General features: G+C 39.7%; 14 protein-coding genes. 3 read left to right on the top strand and 11 right to left on the bottom strand.

The genetic code is table 11. The features are described from left to right. Nucleotides 1-163: 163 nt before the first annotated feature. The 3 genes from IJ535_RS02105 to IJ535_RS02095 all read right to left on the bottom strand — a co-directional run bounded on the left by IJ535_RS02105 (nt 164) and on the right by IJ535_RS02095 (nt 7,707). Entirely contained in the window at nt 164-3,898 is a 3,735-nt protein-coding gene (locus tag IJ535_RS02105; protein ID WP_294298192.1) for a glycoside hydrolase family 16 protein, read from the bottom strand. A 173-nt stretch (nt 3,899-4,071) separates the two neighbouring features. Further along, entirely contained in the window at nt 4,072-6,453 is a 2,382-nt protein-coding gene (locus IJ535_RS02100; protein ID WP_294298189.1) for a ribonucleoside triphosphate reductase, read from the bottom strand. A gap of 300 nt (nt 6,454-6,753) precedes the next feature. Continuing rightward, nucleotides 6,754-7,707, bottom strand: a complete 954-nt coding sequence (locus IJ535_RS02095; RefSeq protein ID WP_294298184.1) for a tetratricopeptide repeat protein — start codon at nt 7,705-7,707, stop codon at nt 6,754-6,756. Between the two features lie 102 nt (nt 7,708-7,809). Here IJ535_RS02095 and IJ535_RS02090 point away from each other — a divergent pair, with 102 nt between their 5' ends. After that, a complete protein-coding gene (locus IJ535_RS02090) occupies nt 7,810-9,084 on the top strand; it encodes an HlyC/CorC family transporter (protein ID WP_294298182.1) in 1,275 nt (424 codons plus the stop codon). On the opposite strand, the gene IJ535_RS02085 is transcribed toward IJ535_RS02090, so the two are convergent. The 3 genes from IJ535_RS02085 to IJ535_RS02075 form a co-directional block, all read right to left on the bottom strand. Further along, nucleotides 9,047-9,685, bottom strand: a complete 639-nt coding sequence (locus IJ535_RS02085; RefSeq protein WP_294298180.1) for a hypothetical protein — start codon at nt 9,683-9,685, stop codon at nt 9,047-9,049. The genes IJ535_RS02090 and IJ535_RS02085 overlap by 38 nt on opposite strands. Before the next feature lie 194 nt (nt 9,686-9,879). After that, the gene (locus IJ535_RS02080) at nt 9,880-10,401 is read right to left on the bottom strand and encodes a peptidylprolyl isomerase (RefSeq protein ID WP_294298176.1); all 522 of its coding nucleotides are present in this window, start codon (nt 10,399-10,401) and stop codon (nt 9,880-9,882) included. A 193-nt stretch (nt 10,402-10,594) separates the two neighbouring features. Next, nucleotides 10,595-11,455: an Mrp/NBP35 family ATP-binding protein gene (locus IJ535_RS02075; protein ID WP_294298173.1), complete on the bottom strand. Its 861-nt coding sequence runs from the start codon at nt 11,453-11,455 to the stop codon at nt 10,595-10,597. Nucleotides 11,456-11,967: 512 nt separating this feature from the next. On the opposite strand from IJ535_RS02075, the gene IJ535_RS02070 reads away from it, so the two are divergent. After that, on the top strand, nt 11,968-12,738 hold the full coding sequence (locus IJ535_RS02070; protein WP_294298171.1) for a threonine/serine exporter family protein: 771 nt from the start codon (nt 11,968-11,970) through the stop codon (nt 12,736-12,738). Then, nucleotides 12,738-13,196: a threonine/serine exporter family protein gene (locus tag IJ535_RS02065; RefSeq protein ID WP_294298169.1), complete on the top strand. Its 459-nt coding sequence runs from the start codon at nt 12,738-12,740 to the stop codon at nt 13,194-13,196. Before IJ535_RS02070 ends, IJ535_RS02065 begins: the two co-directional genes overlap by 1 nt. Here the strand turns inward: IJ535_RS02065 and IJ535_RS02060 are convergent. The 5 genes from IJ535_RS02060 to IJ535_RS02040 form a co-directional block, all read right to left on the bottom strand. Beyond that, nucleotides 13,159-14,913, bottom strand: coding sequence for a glycoside hydrolase family 2 protein (locus IJ535_RS02060; RefSeq protein ID WP_294298167.1), 1,755 nt, complete (start codon nt 14,911-14,913; stop codon nt 13,159-13,161). The genes IJ535_RS02065 and IJ535_RS02060 overlap by 38 nt on opposite strands. A 274-nt stretch (nt 14,914-15,187) precedes the next feature. Beyond that, entirely contained in the window at nt 15,188-16,549 is a 1,362-nt protein-coding gene (locus tag IJ535_RS02055; RefSeq protein WP_294298163.1) for an MATE family efflux transporter, read from the bottom strand. Nucleotides 16,550-16,704: 155 nt separating this feature from the next. Next, the gene (locus tag IJ535_RS02050; protein WP_294298157.1) at nt 16,705-17,748 is read right to left on the bottom strand and encodes an electron transfer flavoprotein subunit alpha/FixB family protein; all 1,044 of its coding nucleotides are present in this window, start codon (nt 17,746-17,748) and stop codon (nt 16,705-16,707) included. An 18-nt stretch (nt 17,749-17,766) separates the two neighbouring features. Beyond that, a complete protein-coding gene (locus IJ535_RS02045) occupies nt 17,767-18,549 on the bottom strand; it encodes an electron transfer flavoprotein subunit beta/FixA family protein (protein ID WP_294298155.1) in 783 nt (260 codons plus the stop codon). A gap of 30 nt (nt 18,550-18,579) precedes the next feature. Further along, on the bottom strand, nt 18,580-19,633 hold a 1,054-nt coding region (locus IJ535_RS02040), incomplete at its 5' end, for an acyl-CoA dehydrogenase family protein (protein WP_294298152.1).

The raw sequence follows: 19,633 nt of genomic DNA, 5'->3' as shown, positions 1-19,633 counted from the left end.
TGTGACAGAACCACGCTGTTTTTGTTTCTTTTCTGTCACAAGATATCCTACAAAGCCTTTGGTTTCGTTTGCTTTGTGACAGAACCACGCTGTTTTTGTTTCTTTTCTGTCACAAGATATCCTACAAAGCCTTTGGTTTCGTTTGCTTTGTGACAGTGGTGCACTATTTTTTCTTTATGAAAGCTAGTGTGCCTGCGGCTGCTGCTGCAAAAACAGCTATGATTCCAATAAATGCAATAGGATTAAAGCCTCTCACCTCTACAGCTGCTTCATCAATAACTTCCGGGGTGGCCTCGTCAGCAATTGTGGTTTCGTCGTTATTTGGGATGGCTACAGTGTCATCAGATTCTACAGAATCTGCATCGTTTACATCAGCTTCAGATGTTTCGTCAACATCAACGTTCTCTTCTGCAGCTGATTGTTTTGAAGTAACCTTTGTGCTATCAGTTTTAACTGGCTTTTTAGCATCTGCCACTGCAGGGGAATTTCCTACTGCTGGTACCACTGGTTCTGCAATAGTCTCAATTTTGCTATTGTTTGCTACTGTATTAGAGCTATTTGAGGAACCTGAGCTTGAAGGTGAATTTGCACTTCCAGAATTGCCTGGCTTAACTGGATCAACAGGCTTAGCTGGCGTAGTGCTTTCCTTGTCATAGAATACATTATCTGCAACATTCTCATTGTCAGCTTCGCCAACTACTGCTGTCTGCTTTACTAAATCAATCTTAGCATTTTTGAATGTAAAGGCTGCATCGCCATTTGCTCCACTGTTACCGAATCCGAAGTTAAGATGCACTGCTGATATGCTGGCATCTGCTACAAATTCCTTCTCGTAGTGATTAAATCCATCATCAGATTTTGTACTATCAAAGCTTACAGTTTCAGGACCATCTGCATATACATGCCAGCTTCCGCCATTTTCCTGGATGATGTACTGGAATGTGTTGTTGTGATTGCCAGAAAGCTTGTAGTCAAATGAAAGAACATACTTCTGACCTGCTACTAATTCAAAATCCTCAGATGCAAGCTGTGGCGAATACCAGCTGCCACCGCTTGTGATGCCTGACATTGTTACGGCTCCATCATTATTTTCAAGAGGAAGCTCTACACCGCCACCATTGTCGCCCCTGTAGCTGCTGTCTGCCTTAAGTGGATGTTCATCAGCATTTGATTTTTGATTAGCTCCATTCATGTACACATTATCAAGCTGTACTTTTGTACCCTTTGCAAAGGTAAAAGCTACTGCTGCATTGTCTGCATCTTCCTTTGTCTCAAAGGTTAATGTGTAGTGTCTCACACCATCAGACTTTTTGTAGTAAGCTGCTGCAGATCCTAACTCTTTTCCAAGCTTCACTACATTACCTGTACCTGTAAGGGTATATGCACCTACCTTCACTGCACTATCACTGTCGCTATACATATCAAATTCAACAGTGTATTTATCAGCAGAAAGTTTCATATCTGGCTGGTAGATGGTAGCTCCATCCTTTCCAGTTGTAGAAATCTCAGCTCTTCTTTCAAAATATTTCTTACCATCTGAAATTGCTTCATAGTTAGATTTTGATGCAACATCAATCACCATCATATCATCTGATTTAAGAGCCTTGGTTATATAACGTGGTACAGTTAAGCTTGTGCCATCAACCACATTCCAATAGCCTGTGCGATTGTCCCCCTGGTCAAATGAACCATTGTAAATCATGTTACCATCAGAAAGAGGTGTTCTTGCTTTTTCGCTGATACCAAGGGCTGCAGGGTCTACTATCTCCACCTTAGGATTTGCAATATAGACATTTCCTGAAGCCTGAGCGCCCAAGTTAAATTCGATTCTACAGTTATCAAAGTCCTCAGTCTGGGCGAATGTGTATGAGTAGTGAGTCTTTTCCTTTGTTAGCTTGGCCTGGGTAACACCGTAGGTGCTCCAACCCTTCCACTCCTTGGAATCGCAGTTTACAGACTTGCCTACCATGCCACCATCTGCATAGGCATCGAAGGATACCTTGTACACATAACCTGCCTTAGCATCATAATGTCCAATAAGCTGTACTGAGTAATCCTGTGAACCAGGGGATGTAATCTCCACCTTTGCCCAGTCAGTTCCATCCTGTGTCACCTTGCTAAGCTTAGCATCAGTTGCATCCTGCTGATACGATAAATACCATTTGCCCTTATCTGCTGATGAATCGCTCATGCCACCACCTTCGCAGGTTTCAAGATTATCAGCAGTAAGCTCTGCGATTTGATTAATTCCAGCGTAATCCTTCCAATTATCTGCTGCATTATCAGATGCTTTTCTTGTAACAGAGTCAGGATATCCATCCTCCTTTTGGAATACTCTTACATAATCAACATACATATTGATATCATCTTCAAATCTTGCCTTATTAACGCTTCCTCCAAACTGACCGCTATCCACAGCCAGATTAAGTAACATGTAAAATGGCATATCAAATGGTGCATCAAATGCAAGGCTGTCAGATGCTCCAGGGATTGCACTTTCCCAATTTGAAAGTGTGTTGATTGCCTTGCCATCGTAGTACCAGGTGATTTCACCAGGCTGCCAGTCGATTGCGTATGTGTGGAAATATGTGTAGTCACTATCCAGATTCACATATCCACTGCCCTTATACACATGTGTAGGTGTGCCCCAGTGAAGTGTTCCACAAGCCACATCATTACCCTTATCTGTGAACGCACCGCAGGTTTCCATAATATCTATCTCACCTGATACAGGCCAGTTGCCGTATACAGTGGTGCTCTGTGGCAGCATCCAAAATGCTGGCCAGGCCCCTGCTGTAGCTGGAAGTGCGATTCTAGCTTCCACATATCCATAGGTTGTATCAAAAAGTGCCTCTGTAGGTCTTGTAGTGCGAAGTCTTGCTGATGTGTAGTTCTTAGCACTTTCAGACCTGTATGTATATCCATCCTCACGCTTTGCTGTGATTCTAAGGACTCCTTCGCCTTTGCCATCATCATTTAAATCTTCGTTAACACCCACATTCTCAGGTCTGTTAGTATAGCACTGAAGCTCATTATTACCCCAGCCATAGTTACCACAATCAGTGGAACCATCACCTAGCTGATATGCCCAGTTATCCAGGTTAAGACCTGTATTCTTATCAACACTAGCATCGCCATAATTTCCATCAAACTCATCTGACCAAATTAATTCATACCCAGCTTTAGATTTACCAGGATCTGCCGCATCAAACTCAGAATTATCCTTTGTGAAATCGTACTCTTTCCCCTTTTTCTTATCATCATCACTGATATCCTCTGGCTCCTTTTCACCTTTAGTGATTACCAGATTTTCTAGTATTACTTCTCCGCTTCTGCTTACCTCTTCACCAGACATTTGTCCCAATGCAAAGAAAAGATATGGCTTTGCACTAAACTCGCCACAGCTAACAGTTTTCATGTAATGCTTAGTCTTTCCTGCCTCAAGGGCTACCTTTTCAGCTATAAAGCCACCTGCATCATCAAGCTTAAGGAAGATATCCTTGTCTACAGATGATGTAATATCAAACTCAACAGTGTAGGTAGTATTGTTATTTAGTCCCAAGTCCTTAATAATATACTGGATTCCCCATTCACTGTTGGCCCAACCAAAATTTTTCACATCAAATGTGACCTTTGTATTTTCTGTCTTTGCAGATACATTTGCTCCTGCCCAGTCACTTCCAACATAAAGCTCTGTATCCTTTTCCTCAAGATTTACAGCATCAGCTGATTTTTCATCTTTTTCACTTCCCCCTTCTTCTAATTCAGTCTCATCCTCAAGCGCTACCACCTGCTCTTCCTTTTCGTCAGCAAGGGCCATTAATCCTGTGCTTGAAAATGCCAGTGCCGCGGCCAAACCTGTGGCACAGAGCCTTCTTGTTAGCTCCCTTTTTTTCATGTAATTACACCTCCCAATTTTTGACATGAACTGTCGACTTTAATTTGATTATGGGATTTTACATGCTAATTAATAAGGCATTGTTTTTTATTATAGTGTCATTTTTTATCTCCTATAAATAAATGAAAAAAGACGCTTTGGAATATTCCAAAGCGCCCTTCTTAAAATTTAAATTAATTTTCATCAACATATCTTTGAATGTTGCTAGCATTAGCATAACGCTTAACATCATCACCGTTTACTACAACAAGTGTAGGGGCCTGCATGACACCGTACTTCTTTGTCATATCTACCTGCTCTTCAGCATCAACAAGGATGTAATCCTCATCCTCTAATATTTCCTTAGCTCTAGCGCAGTTAGGACATGTCTTTGTAGTGAAGAGGTACTTAACACCTGTAGTAGGCTCCTCTGAAACTACCTGAAGATTAATCTCAGGCTGCTCAGCTGAAGCGGCCTGCTTTTCACCGGCACGACGGCAAATGCTGCCTGCAATATCATAAAGCTTACGGTTCTTGAACTCCTGAGTCTTGCCTTCATTCCAGTTCTGAACAGGACGGTAGTAGCCTGTGATTCGGCTGTATACCTCTGCTGGCTTGCCGCAGTGAGGACATGTGAAATGCTCACCTGCAATATAGCCATGCTCCTTACATACTGAGTATGTAGGTGACAATGTATAGTAAGGTAATCTGTAATTCTCAGCAATCTTGCGAACAAGATTTGCAGCTGACTCCCAAGTAGGAAGCTTCTCACCAATGAATGCGTGGAATACAGTACCTGATGTGTAAAGTGTCTGAAGCTCATCCTGAACCTCAAGGGCATCAAAGATATCAGATGTGTATTCTACTGGCATGTGTGAGCTGTTTGTATAGAATGGTGTATCACCTTCCTTACCAGCTGTAATAATATCTGGGAACTGCTCTCTATCATGCTTTGCAAAACGGTATGTTGTTGATTCTGCTGGTGTAGCCTCAAGGTTGTAGAGGTCACCGTACATCTCCTGATAATCAGAAAGACGCTCACGCATGTGATTAAGCACATCCTTTGCAAACTGCTGAACCCTCTTATCTGTCATATCTGCACGAAGCCAGTTAGCGTTAAGGCCTACTTCGTTCATACCGATAAGACCGATTGTAGAGAAGTGGTTGTCAAATGTACCTAAATATCTCTTAGTGTATGGGTATAATCCCTCATCTAAAAGCTTTGTGATAACCCCACGCTTAATCTTAAGTGAACGTGCGCTGATATCCATAAGCTTGTCAAGTCTTGCATAGAAATCTGCCTCATCCTTAGCCTGGTATGCAATACGAGGAAGATTGATAGTTACAACACCTACTGAACCGGTGCTCTCGCCTGAACCAAAGAAACCACCTGACTTCTTGCGAAGCTCTCTTAAGTCAAGACGAAGACGACAGCACATAGAACGAACATCACTTGGCTCCATATCAGAATTGATATAGTTGCTGAAATATGGTGTTCCGTATTTAGCTGTCATTTCGAATAACAGTCTGTTGTTTTCTGTGTCAGACCAATCAAAATCACGTGTGATTGAATATGTAGGAATTGGATACTGGAATCCACGTCCATTAGCATCACCCTCAATCATAATCTCAAGGAATGCCTTGTTAACCATATCCATTTCCTTCTTGCAGTCCTTGTACTTAAAGTCCATTTCCTTGCCACCTACGATAGCAGGAAGCTCTGCAAGGTCGTTTGGTACTGTCCAATCTAATGTGATATTAGAAAATGGAGCCTGTGTACCCCAACGTGAAGGTGTATTAACACCATATATAAATGCCTCAAGGCACTTTTTAACTTCTTGATATGAAAGATTATCAGTCTTAACAAATGGTGCAAGATAAGTATCAAATGATGAGAATGCCTGAGCTCCAGCCCATTCGTTCTGCATGATACCAAGGAAATTAACCATCTGATTACAAAGTACTGATAAATGCTTTGCAGGAGCTGATGTAATCTTACCTGTGATTCCACCTAAGCCCTCTTGGATAAGCTGCTTAAGTGACCAACCTGCGCAGTATCCTGTAAGCATTGAAAGATCATGAATGTGAATATCAGCATTGCGGTGTGCCTGTGCTATCTCCTCATCATAAATCTCTGAAAGCCAATAATTAGCTGTGATTGCACCAGAGTTAGAAAGAATAAGACCACCTACTGAATATGTAACTGTGGAATTCTCCTTAACTCTCCAATCCTCAACCTTAACATAGCTGTCTACAACATTCTTGTAATCAAGAACTGTAGACTTCATGTTGCGCATCTTTTCGCGCTGTTTTCTATATAATATGTAAGCCTTTGCCACATCTGTATAGCCAGTTTGCTCTAAGACGTTCTCAACTGAATCCTGGATATCCTCAACTGAGATTTTTCCTTCTTTAATTTTAGACTGAAAGTCTGCTGAGACTCTAAGTGATAATAAGCCGATAATATCATCATTGTAAGCCTTGCCAGTAGCTTCAAAAGCCTTTGCGATTGCATCGTTAATTTTTCCTAAATTAAACTCTGCGATTTCTCCATCTCTTTTTACAACATCAAACAATTCTACTCACCAATTTCCTTTCTCTAGTATCCTTAAGTGTGTCAAAAAGGACTCCCCTTCACCTTTTGGCTGTCGCGACATTTGGTTCATCTAAGGTACTTTCGACTCACCTATATGTTATCAAAATATAGTGAGGCGTTCAATGGTAAAAACTAGATATTGTGTTTTTCGTCATAATTACCTAAAATAACGTTTTTAATTTGATAATTTTCTAGGTGGATTTATGTTTCAACACACACAATATTTGGTATTTAAACACAAAATAGACACACTATATATAGTGTGTCTAAATTTAGATAATTATCGTGTTTGTAAGAAAATTAACTCCTTAGCCGCTGCTTCGTCATCTGGATAATTCTCAACATATTGTGTCAAGATGTCTTTGGCTTCAGCGTATCTATCCAACTTTTCCAAAGCTGCAACCTGTCCCTTCATAAGGGATGGCATATTGTCTATTGAATCTAGAGTCAACCCTGCCTGATAGTAGCCTAATGCGCTCTCGTAATTGCCACTGGCCATTTCTATATCACCAAGAGTAGCAAGTGCATCACTAGTCACCTCATCACTTTCGGCGTATTCCTCTAAAAGAGCCTGAGCCTTTTCAAAATCTCCTGCATCCTGATAAATCTTAGCAAGATAAAGCTTCGCTTCTATTATATCCTTATCCACTGCTGCTTGAAGATTAGAGGTGGCCTCTTCTGTCTGTCCAAGCAGGTAATATATTCTGCCTTTGTAATACTTGCCATTAGCAGACTTATCAGATACCTTAAGTGCATCATTAAGATAAACAAGGCCTTGGTCTGTATAGCCCAGGGCATTAAGATTATCATAAATCTGTATATACAATAGGTAGTTCTTCTCATCTATGGCTACCGCAGAATCATAATCAGATATGGCCTCGCCGATTTCTCCTTCATCGGCATAAATACTGCCCCTTAGGAAATATGCCTCGTAATTATCTTTATCATATCTAATAAGATAGGAATAAGTCTTAGCAGCCTCCTTGAAATAGCCTGCCTTAAACTGAGCTGCCGCCTTGTAATAGTTAATATCAATCTCTAGGTCAGTTACCTTACCTATGGACTTACCAAGAGCCTGATTAAATAAATCTATTGCATTATCATAATCACCCGAATCAAGTGCAGCAACGCCCTTATCCCTAAGTTCTATTTCTGATTGATTATATTTACCGCAGCCCACTGCGCTAACGGATAAAGTTAATGTTAATAAAAATATAATAATTCTTTTTCTCATAGGAACTATTTTAACAAAGATAGAGTTCTTTGTGTAGAGATAATGTTGTGTTATTATAAAGTAGATACTATAAAAACACTTACTAAAAAGGAGAAGCATTAATTGGACACACACCTGTTAGTTAGATTTATTATTCTTGTTATACTATTAGCGTTATCTGCATTCTTTTCTTCTGCAGAAACAGCACTTACTACTGTTAACAAAATCAAACTTAAGACTATGGCAGACGATGGTAACAAAAAAGCACTTAGAGTACTTGGTGTCATTGAACGACCTAAGAAAATGCTTTCTGCAATCTTAATCGGAAACAATATTGTTAACCTTTCTGCTTCATCACTTGCCACCACACTTGCAATTGACATTTTCGGCAGTGTTGGTGCTGGTATTGCCACGGGTATTCTTACATTGTTAATCCTTATTTTCGGTGAGATTACGCCAAAGTCACTGGCAACTCTTAATTCCACTAACCTAAGCCTTTTGTTTGCGCCATTTATCGGTTCATTAATGTGGCTGCTTACACCTGTTATAGCTATAGTAAATTTCTTGTCTGGACTAATAATCAAGCTTTTTGGTATAGACCCTGATTTCAAGGACGAAACTATTACAGAGGAAGAAATTCGTACCATGGTAGATGTAAGCCATGAGAATGGTGCCATTGAAGGTGACGAGCGCACCATGATTCACAAGGTGTTTGATTTTTCAGATGCCTGTGCAAAGGAAGTTATGATTCCAAGAATCGATATGACAATGGTAGAGTCTGACATAAGCTACCAGGATTTAATCAATGTATTTAAAGAGGATATGTACACCAGAATCCCTGTGTGCGAACCTGACTCAGAAAATATCATAGGTATTGTTAATATGAAGGATTTTCTTGGGATTTCGCCATCGGAGAATTTTAACATTCATGATTATATAAGAGATGTATATTTTACTTTTGAAATGAAAAACGTATCGGACCTTTTTGATGAAATGCGTGAGGAGGCCGCTACTGTTTCCATTGTTTTAGATGAATACGGCGACTTAGCTGGAATGATTACCATGGAAGATTTGTTAGAGGAAATCGTTGGTGAAATTCGTGATGAATATGATGAGGATGAAGAAGATCCAATTATAAAGCTGAGCGAACGAGAATATCAGGTTCTAGGCTCTATGAACTTAGAAGACCTGTGCGATATCATCCCTCTCGGCTTTACCAGTGAGGATTATGACACCATTGGGGGATACATAGTAGGCGCATTTGACCATTTCCCAAATGCCGGTGAAACCTACGTATCCGAAAACGGTGCCATCATCAGAGTACTGGCTGTAGAAAAGAAACGTATAACAAAGCTTCGCATTAAATTACCAGCCCAAGATAACCAACAGCAATCATAGATATATTAATTATTAGACCTAACCCTGCAACTGTTGTAAAGATTCTTTTTACAGCATAGGCAGGTGCTTGGGTCTTATTTTTTACCCTAACTGCATCTGCAAGATTTCTTTCTTGAAATTGTAAAACTACAGATATGCTCTCATAATCCAGAACAATGAACCAAATAACGCCTATTGTGTTAACAACAATAAATATAATTAGGCTGTATTCATTTTGAAGTTGATGATATAACGCCAGATTTATAAACATTATTATTGTCTTTTCAAGTAATAGCCTTAACTTGTTTCTAATTAATGTCTTTTTAATCTGGTTAACTGATAATTCCATTATGTTAAGCTTATCATATACTTCTTTAACAAGACCTTCATAGGACTTAATTGGATGTAAAATGTGATTATGTATTAAGGTTATAATGTCACATCCTATTTTTTTATCTATATAGGCAAATTGATTTTTAAGCGAGCCTTTCCTTATGGCCTTTAAAAGAATTTTTCTGAGGCTTTTATTTGTTAATCCTACATATAATTTTTCTAATAATCTACACTCATTTCCTTTTTTCTTTAAAAGAAATAATAACTGGGTAGAATATATACGTTTCATTTCATATCTTTTTTTAAGGATTCTTCCACCGAAAAATGTGTTCAATAAAGAGATCAACTCTACGATGACCCAAAGACTAAAGCATGATATTAATGTATTACTATTCATATTTTAATGGCTTAAAAAAATAACGACACGCAAAGCGTGCCGTTATGATAACACATATATATAACCAAATCAAGTTTGATTCTAAGCTATATAGTCTCTGGCTCTGGGTATGTTACGCCAAAAGTCTCTACTGTAACCTTCTTCATCTTCTGCTCTTCCACAGGTCTGTCTGACCAATCAGTTGCAGTCTCAGCAATCTTGTTAACAACATCCATACCTTCGATAACCTTACCAAATGCTGCATAATCACCATCAAGATGTGGACTTGTCTTGTGCATAATGAAGAACTGGCTTCCTGCTGAATCAGGAATCATTGTACGAGCCATTGAAAGAACACCTGGCTCATGCTTTAAATCATTCTTGAAGCCGTTGCTTGAGAATTCACCCTTGATAGAATATCCTGGGCCACCCATTCCTGTACCATCTGGATCTCCACCCTGAAGCATAAAGCCATTGATAACACGGTGGAAGATTACACCATCATAAAAGTTATGGTTAATCAAGCTAATAAAATTGTTTACTGTGTTTGGGGCAATCTCAGGATAAAGCTCAGCCTTCATGATATCGCCATTTTCCATTTCAATTGTAACTACTGGATTCTGTGCCATATTAATCTCCTAATCCGGATGGTTGATATAGGTTGTGGCTCGGCTGTTACTTTCACAAGCTATTATATTTCTACGCTCAGCTAAGGATGCTTCGCTTTAGAAACATAATAGCTTGTTAAAGACAGCCTATTTAAACTATAAACTAAACCATCCTCATTTAATGTTATATTGTTAATTTATGATTAAATAATTATTATAACTTTTCAAGTTCAGCTTTCGCGTTAACGAGATATGTGTTGTCAACATCATAGATGCGGCCTGCGTCGGCTGCTGTGGCGAAGCTTCTATCCATTGGCATCTTGCCAAGTACGGGAATGTTAAGTGAAGCTGCTACCTCATCTACATGACTTTCGCCAAAGATTTGGATTTTCTTTCCACAATCAGGACAAGCGATGTATGAATAGTTTTCCACAAGTCCGATAACTGGAATGTGCATCATGTCTGCCATGTTGTATGCTTTTTTCACAATCATCTGAACAAGCTCCTGAGGGCTTGTTACTATTACGATACCATCAACTGGAAGCGACTGGAAGCAAGTAAGTGGTACATCACCTGTTCCTGGTGGCATATCTACAAATAAATAATCCACATCACCCCACTGTACATCTGTCCAGAACTGCTTAACAACACCTGCAATAACAGGACCACGCCATACAACTGGTGCTTCCTCATCATCAAGCATCAGGTTAATTGACATAATCTTTGTGCAATCCTCTGCTACCTCAGGGAATGTTCCATCCTCGTTACCTGTTGCAGGGCCATGTACACCAAACATCTTTGGAATAGATGGTCCTGTAATATCTGCATCCAATATACCTACAGAATATCCAGCTCTTGCCATAACACCTGCCAATGAAGATGTTACAAGTGACTTACCAACGCCACCCTTTCCAGATACTACACCTATTACGTGCTTAATATGCGAGTTTTTATTTGGCTCTTCTAAAAAAGCGGTATTTCTAACGCCCTTTGCAGCTGCCTCTTTAGAAGGACAGCCCTCACAAGAACCTCTGCTACATGAGCTTGCTGAAGCGCATGTTTCGTTATCTGCCATTTTAGACCTCCTATTTACAAACTATTTCTAGACCGCAATGTTAGATACTTGCAGTTATGCCTTTGTGGTCATATGCTATGTAAGCTTCGCTTACTAGACCACAAAGTTAGACGCGTTCGCGTCTATGCCTTTGTGGTCATATTATATCATATCTACTGAATATATATGGGTTTATTTATGAATACATTAAATGGAATATGTAGTTAGTTAGTCAAGTTGATGATAGTTTCAACATAAATTCATAGTTTTCCACAGTTTCCACAATTATCTATTTTATTGTTGAGGATAACTTCATTTATTCTATAATTATATACATTTATCCACAATAGTTTCATTGTTATCCGTTGATAAACCTTGATTTTGCAAGATTATGAATTAACTGACACATCTTTCAACGAACATAGTTTTCCCCAAAAGTTATCCACATATGTAAATAACTTAATAATGTCGTTGAAAAACTTTCCCTAATCGTAGATAATCTAATGGTAATATTTTTTAACAAGGGGATTAACATGAACGATACTAAAAAAGTATTATCCTTCGCAGTTGAATTAGGAGACATCTTGCTTCGAAATGGAGCTGAAGTATATAGAGTGGAAGACAGTGTTCTTGCAATACTGAATGCATACGAAATTACTGATTGTGATGTGTACGTATTAAGCAATGGAATCTTTGCCAGTGCAGATGAGGTAACTGAACATGCAAGTTCTATGATCAGACATGTTCCTATGTACCCAATGCACTTAGGAAGAATAGCTGCTCTTAATTCTTTGTGTAGAAGGGTATGTGCAAAAGAAATAGAACTTGATGCTGCATGGAAAGAACTGGAAGAATGTAAAAAAATTTCATCCTATAGTTTACCTGTATTGGTTATAGCAACAGCCATTGGCTGCGGAGGCTTCTCTTATATGTTTGGAGGCACTGTCTTAGACGCACTATGCGCCGTGGTTGTTGGTGCTATTCTTAAATTATTTTTGGATTTTGAATCACGAACTACGCACTCAAAAACTATAACAAATGTGCTTGCTAGCATGGTAATAGCTATTGTGGCTGTACTGTTTTACATCAGTGGCCTACCAGTTCATTTTGACAAAATTATTATAGGAAGCATTATGCCATTAGTACCTGGTATACCACTTACAAACAGTATAAGAGATTTTATTAATGGTGATTACCTGTCTGGCTCTATTCGAGTCATCGATGCATTACTTACATCATTTTGCATTGCTGTCGGAATAGGTATTGTTATTTCAATCGTAAAAATTGGAGGAATAATTATATAATGATTTTAGATTATATTGCACAGTTTATAGTTGCCATGATAGCAACACTTTGTTTTGCCATTGTTTTCAGTGCACCAAAATCAGAGTTAATCCACTGCGGACTTTCAGGTGCCATTGGATGGATTTTTTACATAATAATCTCAGCTGCTTTGTCAGCACCTACCCTTGGCAATATAGTAGGTTCTTTTCTGCTTACTACATTTTCCAGAGCTCTTGCCGCTAAACGCAAAAATCCCGTCACCGTTTACTTGATTTCAGGAATCTTCCCTTTAGTACCCGGTGCCGGAATTTATTATACTTCCTATTATTTAATTACTAATAACATGGAGACCTTTGCAAGCTATGGTTTATCCACATTAAAAACAGCTGGTGCTATCGTAATGGGAATTATCCTTGGAATGGCCTTCCCACAAAGCTGGTTTAATACAGTTTTTGCACCTTCCTGTCATAAGTCATAAGACCATTTAGCTCGTCTTCAATATCTGTAGCTTGAGTATATACAGCAGCACTTAGTCCCTCGTCTTTGAGGGACTTTATTTTATCCATAATGCATTCATATGCATCTTGCAGGTCCTTTGGGTGGTCATATTTTTTGTAACCATACACAGTATCTCTTTTCACATGGTTACCCACTTTTAAAGAAAAACCTCCATATTCAGATACAACATAAGGTTTATTAGACAATTTAACCTTCAAATCCTCAAAGTATACATGTTCAGAAAATACATCTCCACAGCCTTCATGGAACCAGCCGCTAGCTGCATCAATTGGTCTTGAATCATCATACTTTTTGGCATATTCCAAGCATGACCTGGCATCAAACTGTCCCCAGCCTTCATTAAACAAACACCACTGGCCAATACAAGGCACACTCTTTAGCTGATTAATAGTCTCTGCACATTCTTTAAACCATACCTCCTTGGATTTATCAGTATTTCTTCCTGTAAATCTAAGGAATAGCTTATTCTTATCCCTGGTATTTCCAAAAGGTCTCACCACGGTAGGAATATTACAAATCATGTTCATATCATACTTGGTTCCACCATTTACAATATCCTGCCATACAATCATGCCGATTCTGTCACAATGAAAATACCAACGCATTGGCTCAATCTTACAGTGCTTTCTAATCATATTAAAGCCAAGGCTTTTAATGGTTTCTATATCATTTATCATAGCTGCATCTGAAGGCGGAGTCATAAGACTTTCAGGATAATAGCCCTGATCCAGTACACCATTCATAAAATATAGCTTGTGATTAAGGGTCAAGCGAGGTATTCCATTTTCATCCTCTCCCACTCCAAAATGCCTCATGGCAAAATAAGTAGAAAAACTATCCTTACCATATTCAATATTTAAGAAATATAGAGTTGGCTCCTCTGGGCTCCAGAACTTGTATTTATTAAGCTTGACTGTCACAAATATCTTATCATCCTTAATAGAATCCACGTTATAGCCTTTTATTAAATCAGGATTAGATGTAGTGATAGTCACCTGCCCCTTTAGTTCAGATACTCTTAATTCTACATTTAATTTATTGTTATCTATATCAGGAATCATAGTGATATTAGAAACATACACCTTTGGAACCCATTCCATCCATACTGTCTGCCAGATTCCACTTTGGGCGCTGTACCACATACCACTTGGTTCGATACTCTGCTTACCCCTGGCATAACCAATTCTATCAGTATAATCTCTCACCTTTACCTTTAACTCATTTTCACCCTCTACTATGTAATCAGTAATATCAAATGTAAAGGATGTGTAGCCGCCTTCATGAACCCCTAGATTTATTCCATTTAATGAAACAAATGCTACCTGATCCACTGCTCCAAAATGCAGTAGCAGATGTTTAGTCTTTTTTACCTTTTCAATTGTAAAACGCTTGGTGTACTCAAGCATTTCTTCGGGAAGGAGAGTGTGTCTATCTGTGCCAGACAGTGCAGTCTCTGGAGAAAATGGAACTTCTATAAGGCCTGATGACACAACCTGACCCTTACCACTTATGATGCGGTAGTCCCACTTGCCATTAAGATTAATATAAGATTTGCGCTCCAATTGAGGTCTTGGATATTCCTGCAGCCCCTCATATTTATAGTCTGTGCTAAGTTCATACCTCTTAGCATTCTTATCAGGCTTAGCAATGGCGCCTAGCATTTCTTTCCAATACATAAAAAAATCCCCTCCTAGTTGTTCTCATGCATATAGTCCGGCTGTTACGTTAACAATTTTGTGGTTTCCTAGTCCGGCTGTTACGTTAACAAATATAAATATTACTCCGTCGCGGGATTGCTCCTTGAGTAACATTTATATTTGTTAACTACAGCCTCATGTAAGATTTGTGATTGTTATATTAACTTTGATTACTTGAAACAGCCTCATCTATAAATTTAATATTATTCTTGTTTTATCATATACGCGGGCGAAAAGATCGTCGCTACGAGGATTATATACGTACTTCCGAAGATTTGCGCCTTACCCAGGCGTGGTAGACGATGATAAGGCAAATGCTGTGTACAGATAGGGTTAACAGCCAACTGCCAGGGTATGAGAAGAACAAGACGTCTTCCGTCTTATGAAGCTGGAAATAAGTTGCAATCCACACTAATCTAGTTGCACAAGCGCCGATTAAAGATACAATCATTGGTACTGTGGAGCGGCCAAGGCCACGCAATCCACCAGTAAGTGTGTCCATAATACCGCACAAAAAATATGGACAGCAAACCCAGAACAATCTAAGTGTTCCTGCTGCTATAGCTGCAGAACTATCAGTATATATTCCAAGTAGTGGTGTTGCAAAATAGTAAGCAAGATTTCCAAGTATCAAACCAACTACAGTTACAATTCCAAGGCATTCAAATATTACACGCTTCACCCTCTTCTCATCTGCAGCACCATAGTTTTGACCTACGAAGGTAACACAAGTCTGGGATACGGAGTTCATAGATACATATACAAAGCCTTCTATACTGGCTGCAGCTGATGAACCTGCAATTACAGCTGTTCCAAAGGAATTGATAGCAGATTGGATTACAACATTAGAAAGTGAGAACACAGTTCCCTGTATTCCTGCAGGTAATCCAATTCTTATAATACGATTTAATATCTTCTTTTCTATCCTGATTTTAGAGAATTCCAGCTTTAGTGCATCTTCCTGCTTAGTAAAAAATGCCACAAGCATTCCACATGAAATATAGTTAGAAGTAACTGTAGCAATAGCCACACCTGCAACTCCCATATTAAAGAAAACAACAAGTATCAAATTGAGAATTACATTCACTACACCAGCCACTGTTAAGAAAATAAGTGGATGTGTGGTATCACCAGCTGCCCTAAGAATAGCTGCAAGAAAGTTATACAGCATTACTGCTGGCATAGCTATGAAATATATTCTTACGTAAAGTGCTGCAAGTCCGATAACATCCTCTGGTGAACCCATTATCTCTAGTATTGGTCTTGCTAAAAAAAGTCCTATAAATATCAAAACAACACCGCAAATAATTGAGAATGCTGTACTTGTATGCAATGTCTTTTTAACATCTTTATACTGTCCACCACCATAAAACTGTGCTGCACACACATTAGCACCTACCGACATACCGATAAATAAATTGGTCATAAGATTTATGAGGGAACCAGTTGAACCTACTGCAGCAAGGGAGGCTTCTCCAGCAAATCTCCCCACAACAATTACATCAGCTGCATTAAATAGAAGCTGCAACACACCTGATAAGATGATAGGAATTGTAAAAATTATAAGTTTGCCCAGAAGTGGGCCATGAGTCATATCTATTTTTGCTTTATTCATACGTTGATTTTACCACTTTAGACACTTAAAGGCGAGTCCGAAGACTCGCCTTTAATAAAATTAAAGAAAGAAATTATAGGAAAAATCTAATCTTAATAGATTAAATGTAGTCCTTAAAAGGAATCTCGTAATTATAATTAAATAATCACAAAATATTATTTTGCAGCAAGCTCTGCCTTAAGAGCTTCTGTAAGAGCTGGAAGAATCTTGTTAAGATCTCCAACGATACCGTAATCAGCTACATCAAAGATAGGAGCTGTCTCATCCTTGTTGATAGCGATGATGATATCAGACTCTTCCATACCTGCTGTATGCTGGATAGCACCAGAGATACCGATTGCGAAATATACGTTAGGACGAACAGTCTTACCTGTCTGACCTACCTGAAGATCCTTTGGCTTCCAGCCAGCATCTACAACTGCACGTGAGCAAGATACTGTACCACCAAGTACCTCTGCAAGGTCATCAAGAAGCTTGAAGTTCTCTGGAGAACCAACTCCACGACCACCAGATACAAGAATCTTTGCATCCATGATATCTACTGTTGTAGCAACGTTCTTTACAACGTTAAGAATCTCAACGAATCTGTTGTTAGGCTTGATTTCTGGGTTGAAGTTGATAACTTCTGCCTTGCGGCCAGCAACCTTCTCAAGCTTTTGCATAACACCTGGACGAACTGTAGCCATCTGTGGACGGTTGTCTGGGCATGCGATTGTAGCGATTGTGTTACCACCGAATGCTGGACGAGTCATAAGAAGCTGATTATGCTTCTGCTCCTGACCTTCTCTAGCTACAAGTGGGAAATCACCAATCTCAAGTGATGTACAGTCAGCTGTAAGACCTGTTGCTACTCTAGCTGAAACTGTAGGACCAAGATCACGACCGATAGCTGTTGCACCAACGAGCATAATCTCTGGCTTGTATTCATTAATGTATGCAGCAAGTGCCTGTGCATATGGCTCTGTACGATATGTCTCAAGCTCCTTGTTATCGATAACAACTACCTTGTCTGCACCGTACTCACCAAGCTCATCTGCAAGGTTTGCGATACCTGAACCAAGTACTACTGCTGTTACCTCTGTTCCTAAATCTGCTGCAAGCTCATGTGCCTTACCGATAAGTTCGAAGGCAATTGAGCTAAGTTTATTATCAACCTGCTGAGCGAATATAGCTACGCCCTTGTATTCTTCTAATGACATTATGTTTGCCTCCTCTTATTAAATTACATGCTTTTCTTTAAGCTTGCCAACGATATAATCAACTGACTCCTTAGGGTCAAGAGCAACCTTCTCGCCTGCTCCCTTACGAACCTTATCAGATGCCTTAGCAATCTTTGTTGGAGAACCAGCAAGACCGATGTTAGCATCATCAAGATCTGTAAGATCATCTCTACCCCAAACTGTTACTTCCTTATCGAATGCATCGAAAATTCCGCCTGGTGTCATATAACGTGGCTCGTTAAGCTCTGCAAGAGCTGTGATAAGACAAGGCATCTGAGCCTTAATCTCGTGATATCTATCCTCGTACTGACGCTGTACGATAACATTGTTTCCTTCAACCTGAATCTTCTCAGCGTATGAGATAACTGGAAGACCAAGGTGCTCAGCGATCTGTGGACCAACCTGTGCTGTATCACCATCGATAGCCTGACGACCTGTGATGATAAGGTCATAATCAAGCTTCTTAAGACCAGCAGCGATTGTTGAAGATGTTGCCCAAGTATCAGCACCACCAAGACGTCTATCTGTAATAAGAACTGCCTCATCAGCACCCATAGCGAGAGCTTCACGAAGCATATCATCTGCCTTTGGAAGACCCATTGTTACAACTGTAACCTTTGCGCCTGTTTCATCCTTAAGACGAAGAGCAGCCTCAAGACCTGCCTTGTCATCAGGGTTCATAATAGCAAGCATGCTTGCTCTATCAAGAGTTCCATCTGGGTTAAACTTTACGCCGCCCTTTGTATCAGGAACCTGTTTAATACATACTACGATATTCATGTATTTAATCTCCTTTATATGATCCTAATCTTACTTGAGCATTGAGCCAGAGATAACCATTCTCTGAACCTCAGATGTTCCCTCATAAATCTCTGTAATCTTTGCATCACGCATCATACGCTCTACGTCATACTCTCTTGTATAACCGTAACCACCGTGAAGCTGAACAGCCTTTGTTGTAACTGCCATAGCAGCCTCAGCAGCGAAAAGCTTAGCCTCAGCAGCCTCTACAGAGTAGCTTGTCTTGTGATCAACAGCATACTGATCCTTTGTGCAAGCAGCCTTGTAAACTAAGTACTTAGCAGCATCCATTCTAGCCTTCATATCAGCAAGCTGGAATGATGTGTTCTGGAATGCAGCGATTGGACGACCAAACTGCTTTCTTTCCTTTACGAAATCGATTGTTGCATCGATTGAGCCTTCGCCAATACCAAGAGCCTGAGCAGCGATACCAATACGACCACCATCAAGTGTGTGCATAGCGATACCAAAGCCCTTTCCTCTCTGTCCAAGGAGGTTCTCCTTTGGAATACGGCAATCCTGGAAGATAAGCTCGTATGTAGAAGAAGCACGGATACCCATCTTCTTCTCCTTTGTTCCGAATGTAAATCCAGGAGTATCCTTCTCTACGATGAATGCAGAGAACTTCTTAGACTTACGTCCCTTAGCATCTTCAACGATATCTGTAACTGCGATAACGATGTAGATGTCAGCTTCCTTACCGTTTGTGATAAAGCACTTAGAACCGTTAAGTACCCAAGAATCTCCATCTTCTACAGCCTTACACTGAGCGCCCTGAGCGTCTGTACCAGCACCTGGCTCTGTAAGAGCGAATGCACCAAGCTTCTTACCACTTGCAAGTGGAACTAAGTACTTCTGCTTCTGCTCTTCTGTACCATATGTAAGAATAGGATCGCAGCAAAGTGATGTATGTGCTGAAACGATAACACCTGTTGTACCGCAAACCTTTGAAAGCTCCTCTACGCACATGATGTATGTAAGAACATCACATCCCTGTCCGCCATACTCCTTTGGTACTGGAATACCCATGAAACCGTATTTCATCATCTTCTCTACGTTTTCA

It is taken from the genome of Pseudobutyrivibrio sp., assembly GCF_017471675.1.
Taxonomy (GTDB): Bacteria; Bacillota; Clostridia; order Lachnospirales; family Lachnospiraceae; genus Pseudobutyrivibrio.
The sequence above is the reverse complement of the archived record's forward strand: the minus strand, read 5'-3'. Positions and strand labels throughout refer to the sequence as shown.